The sequence below is a fragment of the Hymenobacter latericoloratus genome (assembly GCF_014199535.1).
GTDB classification, from domain to species: domain Bacteria; phylum Bacteroidota; class Bacteroidia; order Cytophagales; family Hymenobacteraceae; genus Hymenobacter; species Hymenobacter latericoloratus.
This window is the reverse complement of the sequence record NZ_JACHNV010000001.1, coordinates 1276648-1297551: the sequence shown is the minus strand read 5'-3', so window position 1 is coordinate 1297551 and position 20904 is coordinate 1276648. Positions and strand designations below refer to the sequence as shown.

Here is a 20904-nt window from a genome sequence, read left to right as displayed (position 1 = left end):
GTAGCAATTAGAACATAGCACCCTGAGCACTGAAAGCCCAAGTAGCAATTCTTAATTACTAATTCTTAATTATTAATTATTCCTCCCCGAAGTATTCCACGAAGTTGCGCGGGGTTTCGTAGAGCTTGATGCTGTGCAGCCGGGCCGAAGAAATCCGCTCGATTTCGGGCTGCAGAATTTTCCAGAAAGCCATTACCAGGTTTTCGGTACTGGCCAGCTGCCCTTCCATGAAAGGCACATCGAGGTTGAGGTTTTTATGGTCAACCTGATCTACAATATGGGTGCGAATTACCGTGCTGAGCTGCTTGAGGTCGATGACAAAACCGGTTTCGGGCTCGGGCTTGCCTTTCACGGTTACAATAAGGTCGTAGTTGTGGCCATGCCAGTTGGCATTGGCGCAGGGGCCGAAGACTTCGCGGTTGCGTTCCTCGCTCCAGCTGGGGTTGTAGAGCTTGTGGGCCGCATTGAAGTGCTCCTGTCGGCTGATGTATACCATTCGTTCGGGTGTTGCTGTCGTAGGAAGTTGAGGATTTGGCTGATAGAGCGGCCGAGGTACTACCCCATACGCAACCGTCAACCCTTTCCAACCCTACGAGCCTTGTTTTCGCAGCAAATATACGAAGAACGGTACGCCGAACAGGGCAGTTACGAGGCCCACGGGTAGTCCGGCGGGCGGGTAGAGCAGGCGGGCGAGTAGGTCGCAGAGCAGCAGGAAATTGCCTCCGAGCAAGGCGCAGAACACCAGGTTACCCCGGCTCACGGTGCCCAGCAGCCAGCGGGTGATGTGCGGAACCACCAGCCCTACAAACCCAATGGGCCCCGCCAGCGCCACCACGCAACCCGTAAGGCCCGAGGCAATGAGCAGCAGTAGCCAGCGCGTGCGAGCCACCGGCAGACCCAGCGCTGTGGCCCGCTCCTCGCCCAGCAGCAGCAGGTTGAGGCTGTTGTGCAGAAACCCGAGCAGCAGGAGCCCTACCCCCAGCGCCACCGCCGGGTAAGGCAGAATGGCCCAACTAGCCTTGTCGAAGCCGCCCAAGGCCCAGAACGTGATGGTGCGCAGCTTTTCTTCGGTGGCGGCCAGAAAGGTCAGCAGCCCCCCAAGCGAAGTTGTGAGGGAGCCCACCGCCACCCCAGCCAGCAGGAGCTGAGCCGGAACGATGCGCCCCCGGCGGCTACCCACAATAACGACCACCAGCGTAGTACCCAAGGCCCCGAGCAGCGCCGCCAGCGGCGGCAGATACAGCCCCGTGATGGTAAGCGCAGGAAAAAAGGTAAAGACCGTACTAGCCCCCAATGCCCCACCCGAGGCCGTGCCCAGCAGGTAAGGATCGGCTAAAGAGTTGTTTACCATGGCCTGCATGAGGTAGCCGCTCACGGCCAGCCCCGCGCCGGCCAGCAGCGCCAGTAGCAGCCGCGGCAACCGCAGCTCTATCAGTACCAGCTGGGCCGCGTCCTGGGGGTTGTAGTGCAGCAGCGCCCGGCTGATGAGGCTATAACTGGTTTCATAGCTACCAACTCGTAGCCCCACCGCCAGCAGCACAACCATGAGCAGCAGGCAAGCCAGAATCCAGGGCAGAGCGGGGCGCGACATACCAGAACAAACAGCGGATTACGAGCCGGAAACCACTTGCTGCAGCTCCCGCACCCCCTCTACCACCCGCGGATTGGGCCGCGACATCAAATCGTCGGTGACGCGGTAGATCCGGCGGGTTTGGTAGGCCCGGATGCGCTTCAGCTCCGGGTACAGCCGAAAGAACGTGCTGTCCATTTTGCCGAAGGTACCGCCAATGATAATATCGGGGTTAAGCTTGAGAATATACTCGCGGGTGAGGGCGGGGTAGGGCTGGGCAAATTTCTCGACTACAGCATTCTGGCCACCGGCCAGGGCTATCTTGTCCGTAAACAGCGTGTTCTGCCCATACACATAAATAGGATCCGACCAGGTAATGGCCAGGACCCGGGGTTTGGAGGCAGTTGGGGGGGTAGCAGAGGCAATCCGCCCCAACTCCGCCCGCAGGGAGTCGGTGAGGTGGCGGGCCTGGGGCTGGCGGCCCAGGATGCGGCCCAAATCGTTTAAGCCCCGAAAGACATCCTCCACCTTGGTATAGCGCTGGTAATAGACCGGAATGCCTAGCTCCTGCAGCCGCTGCGCATCAGTCAGTGAGGTAATGCCTTCGGTGGTAAATACTACTTCGGGTTTAAGAGCCACGAGGCGTTCTATATCCAGGGGGTAGCTGTTGATGACGGGCTTGCGCAACGCGGCCGCCGGGTAGTCGCAGACCTGGGTGCGGGCCACGATGGTAGCCGTATCGGCCACGGCGTAGAGCATTTCCGTCATGGAAGCCGCCAGGGACATGATGCGGCGCGGGCGGGCGGGCACGGTCAGCTCGCGGCCCAGGTCGTCGCGCAGGTGCTGGGGGGCCGCCGCTTCGGTGGTGGCAGGCTTTTCGGGTTGGCAGGCAGTTGCCAGCAGTAGCAGGGGTAGCAACTTCCGGGCGGTAGCCACGGAGCGGAAGAATCGGAGCATGAGGCAAAGGTAGCGGAAGCAACCTGGGGTTGCGCCTACCCCCTCTCGGCATAGATCAAAGGATAAGGAACGCCATGTGGGGCGGAGTTGAGGAATCTCGCGGGCTGACGTTCGCCTCACCCCGCGGCCCCTCTCCGCAGGGAGAAGGGGGAGTAAATACCATTGCAACGTCAGCCCGCGAGATTCCTCAACTGCGCTCGACATGACGGTCTGTTTGCTTCCTATAACGCTCTTTACCATATACCAGCACCTTTCCATAAGCTTGGCTAATCGGCGGGGGTAGGGTTTCCACTGCCGATGTAGGCCCCTCGCCACGGTGCTTCCGCCGCGTCTGCTTACTTTTGGCTTAAATATTCTGCCTTATGATCGTTGTTACCGGAGCCGCCGGCTTTATTGCCAGCTGTCTTGTCACCCGCCTCAATGCCGCCAACTTCAACGATATCGTGGTGGTGGACAACTTCACCTCGGAGCGTAAGCTGGCTAACCTCGCCGGCAAGCACCTGCGGGAGTACGTGGACCGCGAAGCGTTTTTTGAGTGGCTGGAGGCCCACCACGAGCAGGTGGAATTCATCTTCCACCTCGGGGCCCGCACCGATACCACGGAGCAAAACCGCGACGTGCTGAACGTGCTCAACCTGGAGTACTCCCAAAAGATGTGGCTGGCCTGCTGCCGCTACCAGCTGCCGTTGGTGTACGCTTCCTCGGCTGCTACCTACGGCTCCGGTACCCTGGGTTATTCCGATGACGACGCCCTGCTACCCCTGCTGCGCCCCCTAAACCCCTACGGCGACTCCAAGAACGACTTCGATAACTGGGCCGTGCAGCAGCCCGAAAAGCCTTTCTTCTGGGCGGGCCTGAAGTTCTTCAACGTGTACGGCCCCAATGAGTACCACAAGGGCCGCATGGCTTCCGTAATTCTGCACGCCTTCCGCCAGATTCAGGAAACGGGCTCGATGACCCTGTTCCGCTCGCACAACCCCGACTACGCCGACGGGGAGCAGCAGCGCGACTTTGTGTACGTAAAGGATGTAGTGGAAGTGTGCTTCTTCCTGATGCAGCACCGCCGCAACTCGGGCATTTACAACCTGGGCACCGGCGAGGCCCGCACCTTCCTCGATCTGACCCTGAGCACCTTCGCGGCCCTGGACCGCACCGCCGACATCCGCTTCCGCGATACGCCCGAGGACATCCGCGACACGTACCAGTATTTTACGGAGGCGGATATGAGCAAGCTCCGCAGCATCGGCTACGACCGGCCATTCACGAAGCTGGAAGACGGTATTTCCGATTACGTGCGCAATTACCTGGTACCCGGCCGCTACTACTAGCTTTTCGTCGGCAGCTGCTTTTTGCTGAAAGCAGAGCATTTTTTAGAAAACCCCTAAGCCGAGAAATCAGCTTGGGGGTTTCTTTTGATTATTAGCCACTTATACGCGCTTCGCATGACGAAATGCGTCACTGAAATGTCTAGAATAGCTCATCATATTGCAAAAATTAATTTTTATATCATTTTTTCCAGAGTACCTTCCTTCCCCTAGTTCATCTCACTTCTGCAGGCTGGTGCAACGAAAAAGCATAACTATAGTGGGTGGCGGGTTTTCCGGCTCGATGCTGGCCCTCCAACTAGCCCGATTACCCAATCAGGAGTTGATTGCCTGTGACGTACATTTGGTAGAACCCCGTCCGGTACCGGGGCCGGGGTTGGCGTACACGGCCCGCCGCCCCGAGTACCTGCTTAATGTCCGGAGCCAGTTCCTGAGCGCCTTCCCCGATCAGCCCGACCACTTCCTGAACTGGTTGCGCGTTACGCAGGCCAGTGCGTGCGAAAACGACTTCTGCTCCCGCCAGAGCTACGGGCGCTACCTGCAGCAGCTCATCAGCCAGGTACTGGAGTGGCCCTCCAGCAACGGTATCCGGTGCAAGTGGCACAACCTGACGGCCCAGGCCGTAACGGTAGCCCCCGATGGCCAATCGGCCCGGGTGAAGCTGTCGTCGGGCACCGAAATCCACAGCGACTATGTGGTGCTGGCCCTGGGCAACTTTCCGCCGCCCCCTCCTACCCCCGCTGACCTGCGCTACCTCCAGCACCCGGCGTACCATGGCAACCCCTGGGCCCAGGGGGCACTGCGCGAAATTGCCGCCGACGATACTGTGCTGCTAATCGGTACCGGCCTGACGGCCATTGATGTACTGCTGGGTTTGCGGGCCGATGGTCACCGAGGGCAGATTACGGTGGTATCGGGTCACGGCCGCTGGCCGCTGGCTTATCAGGACGAGCCTACCCCCTACCCCAGCTTCTATGCCCAAGAGCTGGCGGGCCTGAGCCAAGTAGCGGACGTGCTGAAGGTAGTGCGGCGGCATGTGCGGGAAGCGGAGCGCCTGGGCATTGGCTGGCAGGCAGTTATCGACTCGCTTCGGCCCGATTTGGGGCGTATCTGGGCGGCGTGGCCCTCGGTGGAGCAAGCCCGGTTTCTGCGCCACCTGGCGGGCATCTGGTCGGTGGTCAGGCACCGCAGCCCGCCCCAGAACGCGCAGGCTCTGCAGCAAATGCTGGATGCGGGGCTTGTGCGAGTGGAGCGGGGTAGGGTGCGCGCCATCGAGCCCGAAACAGCAGGACAGGGTCTGGTTGTGACGGTGCAGGCCGGTACGCAACAGCCCGCCCGCCCCCTCACAGCCCGGCACGTTATTAACTGCACTGGCCCCCTGCTGGACTACAGCCGAATTCAGACCCCACTGGTCGTTGGTTTGCGCGAAGCCGGCCACTTGGTGCCCGATGCTTTACGGCTGGGCATCATAACAAACGAGTGCGGCGCTTTGCTTGATGCGCAGGGTACTGCGTCATCTGTGCTGTTCACCCTGGGCCCCAGCCGCCGCCCCGCCTATTTCGAATCGACGGCCGTGCCGGAGCTTCGCGGCCAGGCTACAGAGCTGGCTCAGGAACTGGGCCGCCGGCTGCTGAAAGGCACAGAAAGCTCCTTTTCCTCCTCCGAAGAGAAGAGCTGACTTTAGCTTTCAGGTTTTTGTATAGCGGCTCATTAAACAAGAAAAGGCCGCGCCCAATTCGGGCGCGGCCTTTTCACGTATGAAAATAGCTGCCTGAAAACGCTAGGCGGCCAGGTCAGGGTAGAGCGGGCGCACGGGAGTTTCGGGTGCCTCCTGGGGTAGGGGCAGCGTAGGCAGAGCCGGGTAGGAAACCTGAGTTTCGGCGGCGTGGCGGCGCAGGGCGCGCATCAGCAGGTATTTGTACTTCTCCGCGTCGGCCAGGGCAAGCTCCACGGCCCGCACGGCATCGTCGTAGGCTACTACCGGCACCGATTCGGCGGCTTCGCCAGTGGGGTAAGTCAGCTCAAAAACCGGGCAATTCAGGTACTCAGCAGGCGTTTTCATCAGGCAGCAAATCTAAGTTTCAGATGTCGGGTAAATAACAGAACAGCCCGCATTATTATTCCCGAAAACAGGATTTTTTATCTATTCTAACGAAATTAAAGTCATTGATTATCAATCCTTTATCCGCAGCACCAACTTACCAAACTGCAGGCCTTCATCCATGCGGTGAAGCGCCTGCTGGCCCTCGGCCAGGGCAAACGTTTCATCCAGCACGGGCACAATGGCGTGCTGCTCAAACAAGCTGACCATGCTAGTGAAGTCCTGAGCGGTGCCCATGGTGGAGCCCAGCACCGAGAGCTGCTTCCAGAAGATTTTGCGGGCCGCCACCATCGGAATATCGCCATGGGTAGCACCATAAAACACGATGCGCCCACCGGGAGCAGCGGCATCCAGCAAGTCGTTGAAGCCGGGGCCAGCGGCGCTGTCGATAATCACCTCGAAGCCACCGCCGGCTTGCCTGGTGAGGGTAGCCGGCCACTTATCGGCCTTATAGCTGATGCCGCCTTTCGCGCCCAGCCCCACGGCTCGGGCAATTTTTTCTTCGGAGCCCGAGGTAACCCACACTTCGGCGCCACTGGCTACGGCCATCTGCAGGGCCAGCAGGGCCACGCCGCCCCCTACCCCACTAATGAGCACCCGCTCGCCGGGCTGCAGGCCGGCCCGGGTAAAGGCCGCCCGATAGGCCGTAACGCCGCCCAGGGGCAGGGCGGCGGCCTGCTCGAAGCTCAGGTGAGCGGGTTTGGCTCGTACCTGCCCGGCATCTACGCACACAAACTCAGCAAACGTGCCATCCTGCGGCAGGCCCAGAATCTGGAAGTCGCGGCCCTGGGCGGCGGAGTTGTTGCCCCAGTGGTGACCGGGGTTGATGAGCACCGGCTGCCCCAACAAATTCGCATCTACTCCCTCGCCCAGGGCCGAGATAATGCCCGCTCCATCGGAGCCCAGTATAATCGGGAATTTAAGTCCGGCGTACTGCCCCTTCTGAATCCAGACGTCGCGGTGATTAAGAGCGGCGGCGTGCAGCTGCACCTGCACCTGTCCGGGGCCGGGTTGGGGGGTAGGAACTTCTTGCAGCGTTACGGGCTGGCCAATTCCTTCGAGCACGAGGGCTTGCATAGAGGGGTAGTAAAAGCGTGAAAAAGGGTTTTTAGCTCGGTCCAACTTACAGGAAGCGGGCTTTTAGTTCGGGGGTTGGAAGCCAGCAGGCCTCCTGCCGGCCAAACCAGCGGTAGCGGTTGCGGGCTACCAGCCGGTACACGGCGTCGCGCAGAAACCGGGGAAACAGCTGGCCCACCGTGCCTACTACCCCCCACAGGCCCCCCAGCCCCCGCAGCACGCCCAGGGCAGCGGCCGAGTGGGTATAGGCCCGGCCCCCTTCCAGCAGCACCACCGAATCGGGCTCCTGCTGGGGCAGCAGGCCGTGGGACCGGAGCAGCTCCTGCCCTACCCCCGACTGCAATGACGCAAACCGGAAGCGGCCGGCGGCATCGTGCTCAATGACAAACTGCACGAAGCCATTGCATAGATTGCAAACCCCATCGAAGAGAATAGTGGCAGTGGACGCGGAGGGCATAAGCGGGAAGGCTTAGGAAAACAAGCGGAGGTAGTATAGTACCCGCCAACGGGCTGGTTTGTTATGCTTCATCCGGCAGCAGGTCGCAGTACCAGAAGCCGGCGGTAAAAGGCGACGACTCCGGCGCGGTTTCTGCAGCGGAGGCGGTGCCGGCAGCGGAAGCGGGAGCTTGGTAGGTACGGCGCACCAGCTCGCCGCGCCGGAACGGGATGGGGCTGCGGAAGTAGGGCGCGTCGAAAACGAAGCTGTGGTACTCGCCGTTTTCGCCGCACGAATCGACGCCGGCGGGCAAGTCGCGCAGAAACTCCTCGTCGAGGAGGCGGCCGCAGAAGCTGGCATCGAGGTGCTGCTCATTCACGCACACGACCACCGCCCGGAAGCCCAGGTCGAGGTACTCGCGCAGCAGATCGGCGTTGGGGCGCTGCCAGAGCGGAAATACGGCCTGCATGCCCACCCGCGCCAGCTGCTGCTCGCGGTACTGGCGTAGGTCTTCCAGGTAAATATCCCCGAACACCGCCCGCTCAATACCTTTGGCCTGCAACGGGGCCAGGGTAGCGCGCATCTGCTGCTCGTAGAGGGCCATGTCGGGCATTTCGGGCAGCTCCAGCTTGGTGAGGGGCAGGCCGATGCGCTGGGCCTGGGCTTCCAGCAGCGCCACCCGCACGCCGTGCATAGACACGCGGCCGTAGTGGGCATTCACGCTGGTGAGCAGATCAGTGACGTGGAGGGTGGGGTTGAGCAGGGCGTGGTAAAGGGCCAGGGCCGAATCTTTACCGCCGCTCCAGTTCATGAGGGCAGGACAGGACATGGCCCAAAGGTAGGGCCCGCGGCCGTTGGCGCAACCGCAGCCGGGCCGGGTACGTTTGCCGGGGTACATACTGACTTCTCTACCTAGTCTTCCATTCCCATGAAACGCCTTCTTTCTCTCGCACTGGCCAGTGGCCTGCTGGCTTCCCTGACCGCCTGCGACTACCGAAACACCCCGGGCAAAGACCCGCAAGCCTCCCAGGACTTTTCCACCTACCAGAAGGCGCGCCCCACGGAAACCATGACCGATAGTGTCAGCGGGGGCGACGAGGCCTACACCCCCATTGGCACGGGCTCGGCCAACGACCAGAAAACTTCCGTGGATGCCGCTATTGAGGGCCAGCCCAACAACGCCGGCTCGCCGGTCGGCGACATGCCTTCCGGTAACGAGGAAGTAAAGGCCACCAGCCGCGAGCAGTAATTCCGGAAGTCAGGCCTACTCCCCTGCCTGACGTGGCCCTCTATAAGTGATAAAGCCCCCGCCGGTGCATACCAGCGGGGTCTTTTTTGTTGGCTTCTGGACAAGAAATTACAATACCCAGTGCCGGGGTTGCGGAGCGCCGGCATTCGTGCCTTTCGCCAGCGCCAGCCCAACCCCTAACGTAAGGGCATCTTCCAGGCCGCCTACTGCCGCGCTGGAAAGGCCGGACCCCTCGGTAGCTTTCTTGCGCAGAAAATAGCCCGCGTAGGTGGCCCCAACGGCCGCCAGCGCTCCAACCAAGGCCCCGGTTAGCGGCGTATCGTGGTTGATTTTGTAGAGGGTGGCCCCTACCAGGGCCCCGGCCGCCGCCCGGCCCGCCAAGGAAACCGGCACAATGCGGGCGGGCATTTGGGGCAGTTTGTCGGCGGTCATTTCACTGGCGGCCAGCACCTTCAGGCCGTGCGCTACCAGCGGCTTTTGCAGCCAGCGCAGCGGCGAGCCCGCCAGGGCGTGCGGATGGTAGGTTAGCAGGTTGCTGCTCAGCAGGGCCGGCGCCGTCATGCTCCGCAGGCCGGCCACGGCCCCGAGCCCTACGGTTTGCCACAGATGCTTGCTCATGAGAAAGGGGTAGTGCAGGGTAAGGTTCAGTAATGCACTGCTGCCTTTAACGGGTACCGGCGCCGGAGGGCCAAGTTGTTTGTTGGGAGTAAGCCAGCAGCCTTGGCATTTTCCTCAGCTCATTATTCGTGGTTACTGGTCTGATTTACGAGCCTATACCCTTCTCTTGCCGCGCAAGAGCCCGGGCACCCCAGATACTACCAGTACCACCAGCTCTGCATCCGGTGGGGCGACATTACCGAAACCCGTTATGCAGCAGTAGTAAAAAGGGCAACCCGGTGGGTTGCCCTTTTTACTGAGGGTAGGGAGTTACTTCTGATTGGCGGCCCAGGCGTCCATTTTGCGTTCCAGCACGGCCAGGGGCATTACACCATCTTTCAGCAGCTCATCGTGGAAGTCGCTGAGGCGGAAGTGGGAGCGGCTCTGGCCGGCGTACTTCTCGCGTAGCTTGTCGTTGTGGGCGCCTAGCTGCTTCTCGTACTTCTGGCGCAGCTCCCGGATTTTCAGGGCCCCGATTTTGTAGCTCAGGGCCTGGCCCGGAATAGCCATGTAGCGCTCAATTTCGGCTACGGCTCCGTCCTCACTGATGGCCTCGTTATCGAGCATGTACTTAATGGCTTCTTCGCGGGTCATGTTTTTGGTGTGCATACCCACGTCCACCACCAGGCGCACGGCGCGGTGCATTTCGTCGCCGAGGGCCCCCATGTACTGGTAGGGGTCCTGGTAGAGGCCCAGCTCCTTGCCCAGGCTTTCGGTGTACAGAGCCCAGCCTTCGCCCATGGCGCCGTACCAGGCAAACCGCCGGAACTTAGGCAGATCGGTGTTTTCCTGCTGCAGCGAGGTTTGGTAGTGGTGGCCCGGAATGGCTTCGTGCAGAAACAGCGACTCCATGCCGGAGGTGACGTTGAACTTGGTGGCATCTACAATCGGGATGTAGAAAATGCCCGGCCGCGAGCCATCGGGGCTACCGGGGTTGTACTCCGCCGAGGCCGAAGCCGCCCGGAAGGCTTCTGTCTGGCGGATTTCAAACGGGGTTTTCGGGGTGCGCCCGAACATCTTCTTCAGGTTGGGCTCCATTTTGGTCTGAATGGCCCGGAAAGCGCCCAACACCTCTTCCGGGGTTTTGTAGGGCATGAGCTTGGGGTCGGTTTTCAGGGAAGCGAAGAACGCCTTCAGGTCGCCTTTAAAGCCAACTTGCGCCTTCACTTTCTCCATCTCGCCCCGAATGCGGGCTACCTCCTGCTGGCCGGTTTGGTAAATTTCCTCGGGCGTCTTGTCGGTGGTGGTCCACGTTTTCACGTAGTACTTGTATATCTCGGGGCCGCCCGGAATGGCCGCAATGCCGGTGCTGGGCCGCGACTTAGGCAGGTATTCCTTTTCCAGGAAGTCGCCGAGCTTTTTGTAGGTAGGCACCAGCTCTTCCTGAATAGCCTTTTTGTAAGCCGCCGTGATGCGCTGCTTTTCAGCATCGGTCAGGCCTTCGGGCAGCTTATTGATGGGGCCGTAGAATAGGCTCTTGGTAGGGTCTGGGGTTTCCATAGCTCGCATCTGCGGAATCATCTTTTCTACCAGCGCCTTGGGCAGCACTACGCCGGCTTTCATACCCTGCCGGAAGTTGCTGATGGCCGTATCGGCCCACACCGAAAACCCGCGTACCCGGCCCAGCCAGTTGTCGTAGTCCTTGGCCGTCTTGAAAGGCTGCACACCCTCACCCGAGCCGTATTGCCCCATAGTAAGGGGTAGGCCCCAGAACTGCTGGTAGGGTATCATCCAAGTATTGAGCTTTATTCCTTCCAGCTTGCTTTCCAGATCATAGCGAAACATGTCGTAGCTGATCTTGTCGTTGGCCGACAGCTCCTCGCGGTTGAATTTCTGCAGGCCATCGAGGTACTTCTGGTAGAAGGCCCGCAGCTTGCCCCGAAACTCCTGGGTGCCGTCGTTGGGCAGCTGGTCATTGTAGCGGTTGTCGCCCTGGGCAGTGGCTTCCAGCGGGAACAGCCGGGCATTTTCCTCCCAGTAGGCGTCAAAGAGCTGCTTTGTGTCTTTGATATCGGCCAGGTTGGTTTCGGTGCCGGCCGCACCGCTTTGGTCAGCTGATTTCTGCTGGTTGCAGGCGGCGGCCAGGAGCGCGCAGGCGAACAAGCCGCCCAGAGCGAGTTTTTTCATGGAGAGAAAAGGAAGTTGAGTTCAGAGCGGGAAGGTACACCGATGTTTTCTGAATTTGCTACCCCCCAGCCGGCCCGAAACCCGAGGCAGCAGTTGGGGCGTACTACCGCCGCCGCGCGGCCTGCTCTATGGAAAACCTCGAAATCATCATTCTGCTGATGGCGGCGCTGGCGCTGCTCTATGCCCTGGCCAACCGCCTGAAGCTGCCCTACCCCGTGCTGCTGGTGGTAGCGGGTCTGCTGATTGGCTTAGTGCCCGGCCTGCCGGTCGTCCGCCTCAGCCCCAACGTGGTGTTTCTGGTGTTTCTGCCGCCCCTGCTCTACGAAGCCAGCTTCAATACCTCCTGGCATGATTTCAAGCGCTACCACCGCTCCATTTCTCTGCTGGCCATTGGGCTGGTGTTGTTTACCATGGCGGCGGTGGCGGCCGTAGCGCACTACGTTATTCCGGGCATGACCTGGGCCCTGGGCTTCGTGCTGGGCGCCATCGTGTCGCCGCCCGATGCGGTAGCCGCCACCAGCGCCACCCACGGCCTGGGCCTGCCCCGGCGGGTATCGACCATTCTGGAAGGGGAAAGCCTGCTGAATGATGCCTCTGCCCTGATTGCCTACCGCTACGCCGTGGCGGCCGTAGTGAGTGGCACCTTCGGGCTTTGGGAAGCGGGCCTACAGTTTTTGCTGGTAGCGGGCGGCGGACTGGCATTGGGCGGGGCGCTGGGCTACCTCTTTACCCGCCTGCAAAGCCATGTCCAGGACCCTACCCTCGCCACTGTACTCAGCCTGCTCAGTCCGTTTATGGGCTATGTGCTGGCCGAGCACCTGCACATTTCCGGAGTGCTGGCAGTGGTGGCCACGGGCCTGGTAATGTCGTGGAACTCGTTTGAGGCCTACACGTTCCGGACCCGCATCCGGCGCAGCAACTTCTGGAAGGTCCTCACGTTTCTGCTCAACGGCTTCGTGTTCATTCTTATTGGCTTGCAGCTGCCGGCCATTATGGAGGGGCTGGGCGCTTATTCCCTACCTTCTATTATTGGGTATGGGCTGCTGATTAGCGTGGTGGCCATTGTGGTGCGCCTGCTGTGGATTTTTCCGGCTGGGCTTTCCTCCTACTATTTCGGGCGGGGCAGCCAAGAGTTTACTTCGTTTAAAGAGCAGGCCCGGGAGCTGTTTGTCGTTTCCTGGTCAGGGATGCGGGGGGTAGTATCGTTGGCGACAGCGCTGGCGCTGCCCATGGTCGTGAGCAACGGCGAGCCGTTTCCGCAGCGCAACCTGATTCTGTTCATTACCTTCTGCGTTATTCTCGTGACGCTGGTGGTACAAGGTCTTTCTTTGCCCTGGTTTGTGCGCCGCCTGGGCGTACAGACGCCGCCCGAGCAGGATCTGCAGGAGGCGCGGGAGCTGCGCCTGGAGCTGGCCCGCGCCGCCCTCACCTACATCGACTCGACAGTGGCCGGCGCTACCAACGCCCGCGCCTTCCGGGAAATCCGCAACCGCTTCGAGCACCGCATCAGCCGCCTGGAAAATCCCGTTCCGCCCGATGCTACCTCCGATACCAGCTCAAACCCCGCCGCCGAGCGCGCCGAATTCGAGCAGATTCTGCGCCAGCAGCTGGCCGTTATTGAGCACGAGCGGGAACTGCTGGTACAGCTGCACCGCGCCGGCACCTTCAGCGAGGAAGCCGTGCGGCGCGTGGAGCGGGAGCTGGACATTACTACCTCTACCCTTTACTCGCAGCTGAATGCTCTGTAAGCGCCCGGCCGGCAACATCCGGCCCGTAATCTGGTTGTAGTCTTTCTAAAACCGGCCAGAGCGGCGCTTTTAGTCAGGTAGAGACATAGTCGGCCTCAACTACACGAAGAAGAAATTCACTATTCCTAGCCCAATAAGTAACATGATTATTATCACGACAGAACGTGTAGTGCCCTTGGTAAGTATCCAAGCAATGCGGACAAAAACCGAGTAAATAAAAAGAACAAATACACCTATAACATTGCCTATTACTCCGAGAGCATAGGTTTCATCTAGCAGTAAGGGCATACTTAAAACTGTTATTTATTAAGACAAAAAGCTCCGTTAGGCCACCAGTTGAATAGCCTGCACTTTTAATTTCCACTCGAACTTCAACACCGTTAACTCTTCTCTTTTGGGTTACACAAATATATCAACCCCCTTTTTTAAACTCTCCCTTATGGAATCATTAGCTGGTAAGAATGCCCTGGTAACGGGCGCTGGTAAAGGAATTGGCCGGGCCGTGGCCGTAGCCCTGGCCCAGGAAGGCGCCAATGTGGCCCTGCTGGCCCGCACCGAAAGCCAGCTCCGGGAAGTAGCCCAGGAAATTGAAGCCTTGGGCGTGAAAGCCGTGGTAGTAACCGCCGACGTAGCCGACCGTACCGCCGCCGAAGCTGCCGTAAATCAGGCCCTTCAGGAGCTGGGCAGCATCGACATCCTAATCAACAACGCCGGCATCGGCACCTTTGCCAAGCTCGTGGACATGGACCCCGAGGAGTGGGAAAACATCATCCGGGTAAACCTGCTGGGTACTTACTACATCACCCGGGCCGTGCTGCCCCAGATGATTCAGCGTGAGTCGGGCGATATTATCAACATTGCTTCTACCGCCGGCCAGCGCGGAGCCGCCACCACCAGCGCCTACAGTGCCTCGAAGTTTGCTTTGCTGGGCCTTACCGAGTCGTTGATGCAGGAAGTGCGCAAGCAGAACATCCGCGTGTCGGCCCTCACGCCCAGCACCGTGGCCACCGAGCTTGCCATCAACAACAAGCTCACCGACGGTAACCCCGAGAAGGTAATGCAGCCCGAGGACCTGGCCGAGTTCATCATCTCCCAGCTCAAGCTCAACCGTCGTATTTTCATCAAGGAAGCCGGCATGTGGAGCACCAACCCGTAATCGGGGTTATCTGACTGCCAAGCCAATCTTTTTTGCTAACTCCCGCTTACGCGGCGGCCGAGTTTCGGCACAACAGGCCGGTAGTATCCGCTACCGGCCTTTTTGTGTTGCTTACGTTTCCTTCCTACTAGTAGCTGAAGCTAGTAGCAACGGAGCACAAAAGCCCACTCTCTTTGCGAGGAGCAGTTGCCGGGTCACCTGTTCAGCTGAATGTGCGTATGTTTCAGCCATGCCTTCTGCTCTGCTCCGCTTTCTGCTGCCATTGGTCTGGCTGCTGCTGACCGGCGGCCCTATTTCGCTTCTAGCCCAGTCCACCGACAATTATCTTACCCAGATTCCGGACCCTAAGCGGTTGGGGGAAAGCTACGTCAGCAACCCCGATGCTATACTGGCGCCCGCTACCGTGCAGGACCTGAACGCAAGCCTGCGTGCCCTGGACCAGAGCGGCCGCGCCCACATCGATGTGGTAGTAGCCCGCAGCATTGGGGAAGCAGTGCCTAAAACGGCTGCCACCACGCTGTTTAACCGCTGGAAAATCGGGCGAAAAGACACTAATAATGGTCTGCTTATTCTGTTGGTGCTGGATCAGCGCCGGGTAGAGTTCGAAACCGGATACGGGCTGGAAGCCAACCTGCCCGACATTATCTGCTACCGAATTCAGCAGCGCTACATGGTGCCTGCCCTGCGCAACGGCCAGCCTGATGAGGCCGTGCGCCAGGGAGTAGCGGCTGTAATACGCCAGCTAAGCACCGGCAGCATCGCCGAGTCGGCTGCCGCAGACGATTCTTTGGCTGCTATGCCCGATATTCTTCCGCAGCAGGAGCTGGCTTATGACAGCGAAACTCCCCAGGGAGGAAGCAACTGGTTTATCCTGACGCTGGGGATAGTCGCCTTTTCGGGCGTGCTCCTGCTGTATGGGGTGCTGTGGCACTTCACCACCCGCGGAAGCTCTTTGCGTTATCCGGCCTTGGTGCTATTGCTGGTGCCGCTGGGATTAGGCGTAGCGCTGCTGTCTTCTGACACGCTGGGTACCGCCGTTCTCTGGCTGCTGGGCCTGGGCTACGGCGTGCCCTGGCTCTACACCCTCTGGTACCTGCGCGGGGCAGACAAGCGGCGCCGCGAAGGCGCCGAGCTACCACGACACCAGCAACACCAGCAACTGGAGCAGGCCCACCACGGGCTGGAATTCACGGCCTACCTTTTTGCTTTGCCCCTGGCCTGGTACTGGCCCCGGCACCGCCGCCACATGCAGGAACTGCGCGAAGCTCCCTACCCCTGCCCTCACTGCAATAGTCCCATGCACCGCCTCGGCGAAACCGAGGACGACGCTCACTTGCAGAAGGGCGAGCAGGTAGAGGAGCGTATCAAATCCGTGGATTACGACGTGTGGCGCTGCTCGGAGTGCCAGCATACCCTCACGCTGGATTACCAGAATCTTAGCTCCGATGCCGAGCCTTGTCCGAAATGCCATTTCCGCACTTTTCAGGATGCGGGCCGACAGGTAATGAAGCCGGCCACGCGGTACTCGGAGGGGTGGGGCTGGCACCGGCACCGCTGCCGCCACTGCCCGCACGAAACCAAGGAGCGCTACACCATTGCCCGTCTGCCCGATCCGTCCAATAGCTCATCGTCCGGCAGCTCATCCTCATCCAGTAGCTCTTCCAGCAGCAGCAGTAGCAGTGGAGGCTCGTCGGGCGGCGGCGGGGCTGGGAGCAGCTGGTAGGGCTTAAACGAAAGCAACCTCCACGGCGCTAGGCTGTGGAGGTTGCTTTCGTTTTAGGCTTTGGCTTTAGTTGGTGCGCGCTCCGGGTTTGGGGGCAGGTTTTTTCACCATCGTGCCGAAAGCACCTTTCTGCTCGAAGGCGGCAATTACTTCGTCTTCGGCGGGGGTGCGTTTCACGACGGGGTTGTTGGCCCAGAACTCGGGGTCGTAGGCTTTGGCCCGAATGGCGTCCAGGTCGCGGTCCGTGAGGCTGGCGCGGGCGTAAGGCAGGCGCGTGGGGGTAGTCGCTTGGTCGTAGAAGAAGGTGAACGACGACACGTTGATAGCCAGCGGTTTTTTGCCGGGCTCGGTCAGGTCGGTGGTCAGGTCCATCTTCATCAGCTCCAGGGGCGCCACGCTGGCCTTGCCGCCGGGGTGAAAGGCCATTTCAATGGTGAGCTTGGCGTTTTCGAACTTCTGGCGGGGGTTGTTGGTCGAGCCCGTAAAGCTGGGCTGCACCATGCGGTAGCGCACCACCTGGTTGGTTTCAATGTCAATCCAGACGGTGCCCTGGGCGCGGTAGCGCACCTCGGGGCGGGTTTCAAACTCGATTTCGGCTACCCCACCGGTGGAGTCTTCACCCACGATGCCTTTCAGCTCCAGCAGGTAGTTTTTCTCCACGTTGGGGCTGAGCAGGGCCAGGGAGGTAGTGCTGTCCTGCTGAGGGTCGAAGAGGCCGAACTTGCGGGTATATACCGAGAAATTGCTCAGGTTGATGGGGGCCTGGCGGGCGGCGTAGCGGCCCTGGGCCAGGGTAGTACCGTCAATGCGGGCCGGGTTCGACTTCACGTTCCAGACCACCTCCTGCAGCTCCGAGGGCTCGTTGTCGATGCGGGTAATCTGGCGGTAAAAGGCCTTGCCGTAGTACGTGCGGCGGTAGTTACGCTGCAGGTTGCGGAAGGCCCGGTCCACGAGCTGGAAGGGGAAGCTGGCCACTTTCACCTCGGGCAGCACCACGGTGGCCTCGGCCAGGGTCACGTTCAGGGGCGCATCGGTGGTCACGCGCAGGGTGTCCTTCACGTGATTCAGCTCCGAGAAGAGCAGGGTCACGGGCAGGCTCTTCACTACCAGGGTAAACTCGCCCTCCAGGTTGGTCGTCGTCCCGTTGCTGGTCCCGGGCACGGCCACACTGGCAAAGGGCAGCACCTCCTTGGTTTCCTTGTCGCGCACTACCCCGCGCAGCTGCACCTGAGCCTGGCTGAACTGGGTAAGGCTGAGTAGCAATAGCAGTAGTACAAGAGCGCCGCGAAACGGCCGGGTAGCGGTTGAAAAGACAGCGGGCAAACGAACTGGAAGCATAGCAAACAAGCAGCAGAAAACGAGAAAACGGTACACCGACCGGAATAACGCGGGCCCGACCCAAAACCGTGCCCACCTGCACAAAAGTAGGCGCTAAACGCAACAGCAAGGCTGGAATGTGGGTAAGTAGTGTACCTTAGGACGATTCCCCACCGTTAGCCGGGTGGTTCGTCCTTCCACATTTCCTTCTCCCCTACTCCCATGTTGAAGCGAGATTTCCTGAAAAATGGCCTACTGGCCGCCGTGGGTGCGCTGATAAGCCCCGCCGTGCTGGCCGCGGCCCACGAAGAAAAACTCCTGCGCGAAGCCCGCGCTATGCCCATGGCCGATGGCCCCTTCACGCTGCCGGCTCTGCCCTACGCCTTCAATGCGCTGGAACCTCACATCGACGCCAAAACGATGGAGATTCACCACGATGCGCACCACAAAACTTACGTGTCTAAGCTGAACGAGGCCGTGGCCGGCAAGCCCGAGGAAAAGCTGAGCCTGGCCCAGCTGCTGGCCTCGGCCAGCAAACAGCCCGATGCCATCCGCAACAATGCCGGCGGCCACTGGAACCACTCCTTCTTCTGGCTGCTGCTCGACCCCAAAGGCGGCGGACAGCCCACCGGAGCCCTGGCCGCGGCCATCAACAAGGATTTTGGCTCCTACGAGAAATTCCAGGATGAATTCACCAAGGCCGCTACCGGCCGCTTCGGCTCGGGCTGGGCCTGGCTGATTCACGATAAAAAATCCGGCAAGCTGGCTATTACCTCCACACCCAACCAGGATAACCCCCTGATGGACCTCTCGGGCATTCAGCGCGGTACCCCCCTGCTGGGCCTAGATGTGTGGGAGCACGCCTACTACCTCAAGTACCAGAACAAGCGCCCCGACTACGTAAAAGCCTTCTGGAACGTGATTAACTGGGCCGAAGTAAACCGCCGCTTCGACGAAGCCCGCAAAGGGTAGCCCTTGTCTTTCCGCGCAAAAAGCCGCTTCTGAATCGTCAGAAGCGGCTTTTCCTTTTGATGAACATTCAGAACGGTCATTCCGAGCGGAGCGAGGAATCTCGCGTGCTGATGTTGTGATGCTACCTGTCATGCTGAGCTTGCCAAAGCAGCTCTACCTCTTCGTTCTTCTAATAGGGATTAGCCAGAGGTAGAGATGCTTCGACAAGCTCAGCATGACGTCTTGGAGAAGCACGCGAGATTCCTCGACAAGCTCGGAATGACCGTTGTGCAGGAACAGTTTTAGAGAATATCACTTGTTTTCCCAGCGCACAGCTTTGGCCGAATCCAGAGCGGTGGTCATCTGGTGTTCCAGCTCAGTTAGCTCTTGTGCTTCGGCCGCCCAAAAATCTTCGTACTGGTGGGCGGTCAGCTGCACGGTGTCGGGCTCCTGGTACTGGTGCATCCACGTCATCATGGCGGCATCGGCGCGGCGCAAGCTCCTGATGGTGCGGTGCAGGCGCTCGGCTTTGGCCCGGCCCGAGGAGGTAGCGGAATCCAGGCCGACGAGCTGGGCAGCGAGGCGCTGGCGCTCCGATACCAGCCCGTCCATGCGGGCCATCAGCTCATCGTGGTGGCGCATCACGGCGGCGCGGGTGGCGGGCGTTTTGCTTTCGGCGGGTTGGTCTTGCTGGGGCTGGCAGGCCCCGGCGAGCAGGAAAAGGGCCGCGCAACGCAGCCACATTTTCGGGTTCAGCGGCGCGCTCATTTCATCTTGATAAACAGCCACAAGCCCAGCACCGACACGGCCAATACACCCGCGGCCGCCAGCATCGTGATGATGTCGCGGATGTTTTTGCCCAGCTCCCCGGCGGCGTGGTACTTGTGCAGGAAGGCAAAGCTGAGGCCTTCGTAGCGGGCTACATTCTCGACGCGGGCGGCGAGGCGGCCGGTAGCGGGCTCCACGTACAGGGTGGTTTGCTGCGGGGTATTGTAGGCCACTTTCATAACGGGCAGGCGCTTGTTAATGAAGCCGTACTCGCCTTCAAAATGATCCACCAGGGTAGGTTTGCCGCTCATAGCGGGGGTAGCGCCCCCCCCGGCTTGCCTCAGGAAAGAGTTGGCTAGAAATGCCGCGTATTGGGTGGCGCCGTCGGGCAGCAGCTGGCCGGTAGCGGCATTGTAGTAGGTTACGGGGGTAGCCCGCACCGCTTCCACGGGCTGGCCCGTGCTGGCACCGGCCACCGGGCCGGTGGGCTTTTCGGCCGGAAGCAGGAATATTTGGTAGTACACCTGTCCGCTCAGCTCCGCCAAGGTTACCTGTTGCACCGATTCCCAGGCTAGGGGCAGCTCCGTGAGGTCCACGGCCAAGGCGGGGGTAGGCACGGCGGGCGCGTGCTGGTAGCGCAGCCGGTCGTCGGGGTGCAGCTTGAGGTAGACGTGGAAGGCCCCGCTGCCCGCAAAAGTGAACGTAACCAAGGCCACGGCCAACCCTACCTGCCGGTGGTACTTGCGCAGCCAGCCTACCCGGTCCTGGGCATTACGGGGCTGGCGGAATTTCTTCCACATAAAGCCGTAAATCACCAGCCCACTCACCGCCGAGGCGATAATAATGCCCAGCAGCACCAGCATGGTCAGCACCCGGAACGTGTTGCTGCCAATCAGCTCCAGCCACGACCAGTTGTGGAACAAGTCGAACACCCGGATGAAGGCGCTACGGCTGGCATTGTTGAACGTAGCCAGCCGGGCCGGCGCGGTTTCCACGTACACCACTAACCCGTCGGGCCGGTCGAGGGCGATGCGCCACACGGGCAGCAGGCGGTTCACGAACTTATACTCCTGGTCGAAGCCGGTGATGCGCACGGCGCTGCTCACTTGCGCCGTAGAATCCTGGGTGAAGTAGCGGGCCAGCTGCTCGGCGTACTGCCGGTCGGCGCTGACAGGCAAGGGTTGCCCGGTTTCGGCGCTGAAGTAGCGCGGCACGGCCGTAGGCGCTTCGGTTCCTAGCTGCACCTGGTAGGCCGGCTGGCCCTGCCACTGCACCACGCGCACTCTGCGCAGGCTGGTAATCTGATTTTGCTTCAGCACCTGCCGCAACGCCACTTTGGGCTTAACCACGGGGGTAGGCGCCAAGGTTTCGCGGGCTATTTTCGGCCGGAGCCAGTTGCTCATCAGCGGGTGTGCGAGGCCACTGAGGGTCCAGAGGATAACCGGCACCACCGTCAGCAGCCCGATGATGCGGTGCCAGCGGTACATGTGGCGCTGCACCGCCCGCTTTACAGAGCCAGCGGCCCGAGCCGCCGGGGCAGCTTGTTGCGTTGTTTGCATAGAAAATGTCTGTTGTTAAGGCCAGCAGGCCCTTTTTTGTTGATGTGCGCTTCATCCGCCGCTGCGGCTGCACTGCCCGCCGTACCGGTCGGACGGCGGGCAGTGCAGCCGCAGCGGCTACCTTTTTGCAGTTCACTAGCCCAGGGTTTAACCCTGGGCTATGAAGCGGTTGACGTAGTAGGC

Annotated in this window: 19 protein-coding genes; 7 read left to right on the top strand and 12 right to left on the bottom strand. The window is 60.6% G+C overall.

Annotated features, from left to right (window positions below):
* Positions 1-76: 76 nt before the first annotated feature.
* The 3 genes from GGU46_RS05605 to GGU46_RS05595 all read right to left on the bottom strand — a co-directional run bounded on the left by GGU46_RS05605 (position 77) and on the right by GGU46_RS05595 (position 2527).
* Positions 77-496: a 6-pyruvoyl trahydropterin synthase family protein gene (locus tag GGU46_RS05605; RefSeq protein WP_183402528.1), complete on the bottom strand. Its 420-nt coding sequence runs from the start codon at positions 494-496 to the stop codon at positions 77-79.
* Between the two features lie 93 nt (positions 497-589).
* Positions 590-1591, bottom strand: coding sequence for a FecCD family ABC transporter permease (locus GGU46_RS05600; protein WP_183402527.1), 1002 nt, complete (start codon positions 1589-1591; stop codon positions 590-592).
* 18 nt (positions 1592-1609) lie between these two features.
* On the bottom strand, positions 1610-2527 hold the full coding sequence (locus GGU46_RS05595) for an ABC transporter substrate-binding protein (RefSeq protein WP_183402526.1): 918 nt from the start codon (positions 2525-2527) through the stop codon (positions 1610-1612).
* A gap of 362 nt (positions 2528-2889) precedes the next feature.
* Between GGU46_RS05595 and rfaD the strand changes: the two genes are divergently transcribed.
* Together rfaD and GGU46_RS05585 are read left to right on the top strand one after the other, a co-directional pair.
* Positions 2890-3855: an ADP-glyceromanno-heptose 6-epimerase gene (gene rfaD / locus GGU46_RS05590; protein ID WP_183402525.1), complete on the top strand. Its 966-nt coding sequence runs from the start codon at positions 2890-2892 to the stop codon at positions 3853-3855.
* 232 nt (positions 3856-4087) lie between these two features.
* Positions 4088-5530 (top strand): FAD/NAD(P)-binding protein, encoded by a 1443-nt coding sequence (locus GGU46_RS05585; protein ID WP_184093882.1) that lies wholly within the window; start codon positions 4088-4090, stop codon positions 5528-5530.
* Positions 5531-5632: 102 nt separating this feature from the next.
* On the opposite strand, the gene GGU46_RS05580 is transcribed toward GGU46_RS05585, so the two are convergent.
* From GGU46_RS05580 to GGU46_RS05565, 4 genes are all read right to left on the bottom strand, one after another.
* The gene (locus tag GGU46_RS05580) at positions 5633-5914 is read right to left on the bottom strand and encodes a hypothetical protein (protein ID WP_183402523.1); all 282 of its coding nucleotides are present in this window, start codon (positions 5912-5914) and stop codon (positions 5633-5635) included.
* A gap of 111 nt (positions 5915-6025) precedes the next feature.
* Positions 6026-7030 carry a zinc-binding dehydrogenase gene (locus tag GGU46_RS05575; RefSeq protein WP_183402522.1) on the bottom strand — a complete coding sequence of 335 codons (1005 nt, stop codon included), beginning with the start codon at positions 7028-7030 and terminating at the stop codon, positions 6026-6028.
* Between the two features lie 46 nt (positions 7031-7076).
* The gene (locus GGU46_RS05570) at positions 7077-7487 is read right to left on the bottom strand and encodes a thiol-disulfide oxidoreductase DCC family protein (protein ID WP_183402521.1); all 411 of its coding nucleotides are present in this window, start codon (positions 7485-7487) and stop codon (positions 7077-7079) included.
* 61 nt (positions 7488-7548) lie between these two features.
* Positions 7549-8295, bottom strand: coding sequence for a Dph6-related ATP pyrophosphatase (locus GGU46_RS05565; RefSeq protein WP_246398576.1), 747 nt, complete (start codon positions 8293-8295; stop codon positions 7549-7551).
* A 99-nt stretch (positions 8296-8394) separates the two neighbouring features.
* On the opposite strand from GGU46_RS05565, the gene GGU46_RS05560 reads away from it, so the two are divergent.
* Entirely contained in the window at positions 8395-8715 is a 321-nt protein-coding gene (locus tag GGU46_RS05560; RefSeq protein ID WP_183402520.1) for a hypothetical protein, read from the top strand.
* Between the two features lie 108 nt (positions 8716-8823).
* Here the strand turns inward: GGU46_RS05560 and GGU46_RS05555 are convergent, their stop codons facing one another.
* Positions 8824-9333, bottom strand: a complete 510-nt coding sequence (locus tag GGU46_RS05555; protein ID WP_183402519.1) for a DUF4126 family protein — start codon at positions 9331-9333, stop codon at positions 8824-8826.
* Between the two features lie 309 nt (positions 9334-9642).
* On the bottom strand, positions 9643-11499 hold the full coding sequence (locus GGU46_RS05550) for a DUF885 domain-containing protein (RefSeq protein WP_183402518.1): 1857 nt from the start codon (positions 11497-11499) through the stop codon (positions 9643-9645).
* A 128-nt stretch (positions 11500-11627) separates the two neighbouring features.
* On the opposite strand from GGU46_RS05550, the gene GGU46_RS05545 reads away from it, so the two are divergent.
* The 3 genes from GGU46_RS05545 (at position 11628) to GGU46_RS21880 (ending at position 16126) form a co-directional block, all read left to right on the top strand.
* Positions 11628-13247, top strand: coding sequence for a Na+/H+ antiporter (locus GGU46_RS05545; protein WP_183402517.1), 1620 nt, complete (start codon positions 11628-11630; stop codon positions 13245-13247).
* A 439-nt stretch (positions 13248-13686) separates the two neighbouring features.
* Positions 13687-14403, top strand: coding sequence for a 3-ketoacyl-ACP reductase (locus GGU46_RS05540; protein ID WP_183402516.1), 717 nt, complete (start codon positions 13687-13689; stop codon positions 14401-14403).
* A 229-nt stretch (positions 14404-14632) separates the two neighbouring features.
* Entirely contained in the window at positions 14633-16126 is a 1494-nt protein-coding gene (locus GGU46_RS21880; protein WP_184093884.1) for a TPM domain-containing protein, read from the top strand.
* 66 nt (positions 16127-16192) lie between these two features.
* On the opposite strand, the gene GGU46_RS05530 is transcribed toward GGU46_RS21880, so the two are convergent.
* Complete coding sequence (locus GGU46_RS05530; protein WP_183402515.1) at positions 16193-17464, bottom strand: carboxypeptidase-like regulatory domain-containing protein; 1272 nt, start codon at positions 17462-17464, stop codon at positions 16193-16195.
* 201 nt (positions 17465-17665) lie between these two features.
* Between GGU46_RS05530 and GGU46_RS05525 the strand changes: the two genes are divergently transcribed.
* Positions 17666-18415, top strand: coding sequence for a superoxide dismutase (locus tag GGU46_RS05525; RefSeq protein WP_183402514.1), 750 nt, complete (start codon positions 17666-17668; stop codon positions 18413-18415).
* A 291-nt stretch (positions 18416-18706) separates the two neighbouring features.
* Here the strand turns inward: GGU46_RS05525 and GGU46_RS05520 are convergent, their stop codons facing one another.
* Both GGU46_RS05520 and GGU46_RS05515 read right to left on the bottom strand, forming a co-directional pair.
* Positions 18707-19162, bottom strand: coding sequence for a hypothetical protein (locus tag GGU46_RS05520; protein ID WP_183402513.1), 456 nt, complete (start codon positions 19160-19162; stop codon positions 18707-18709).
* Positions 19159-20721: a PepSY domain-containing protein gene (locus tag GGU46_RS05515; RefSeq protein ID WP_183402512.1), complete on the bottom strand. Its 1563-nt coding sequence runs from the start codon at positions 20719-20721 to the stop codon at positions 19159-19161. The genes GGU46_RS05520 and GGU46_RS05515 overlap by 4 nt, the downstream gene beginning before the upstream one ends.
* Positions 20722-20904: the final 183 nt, after the last annotated feature.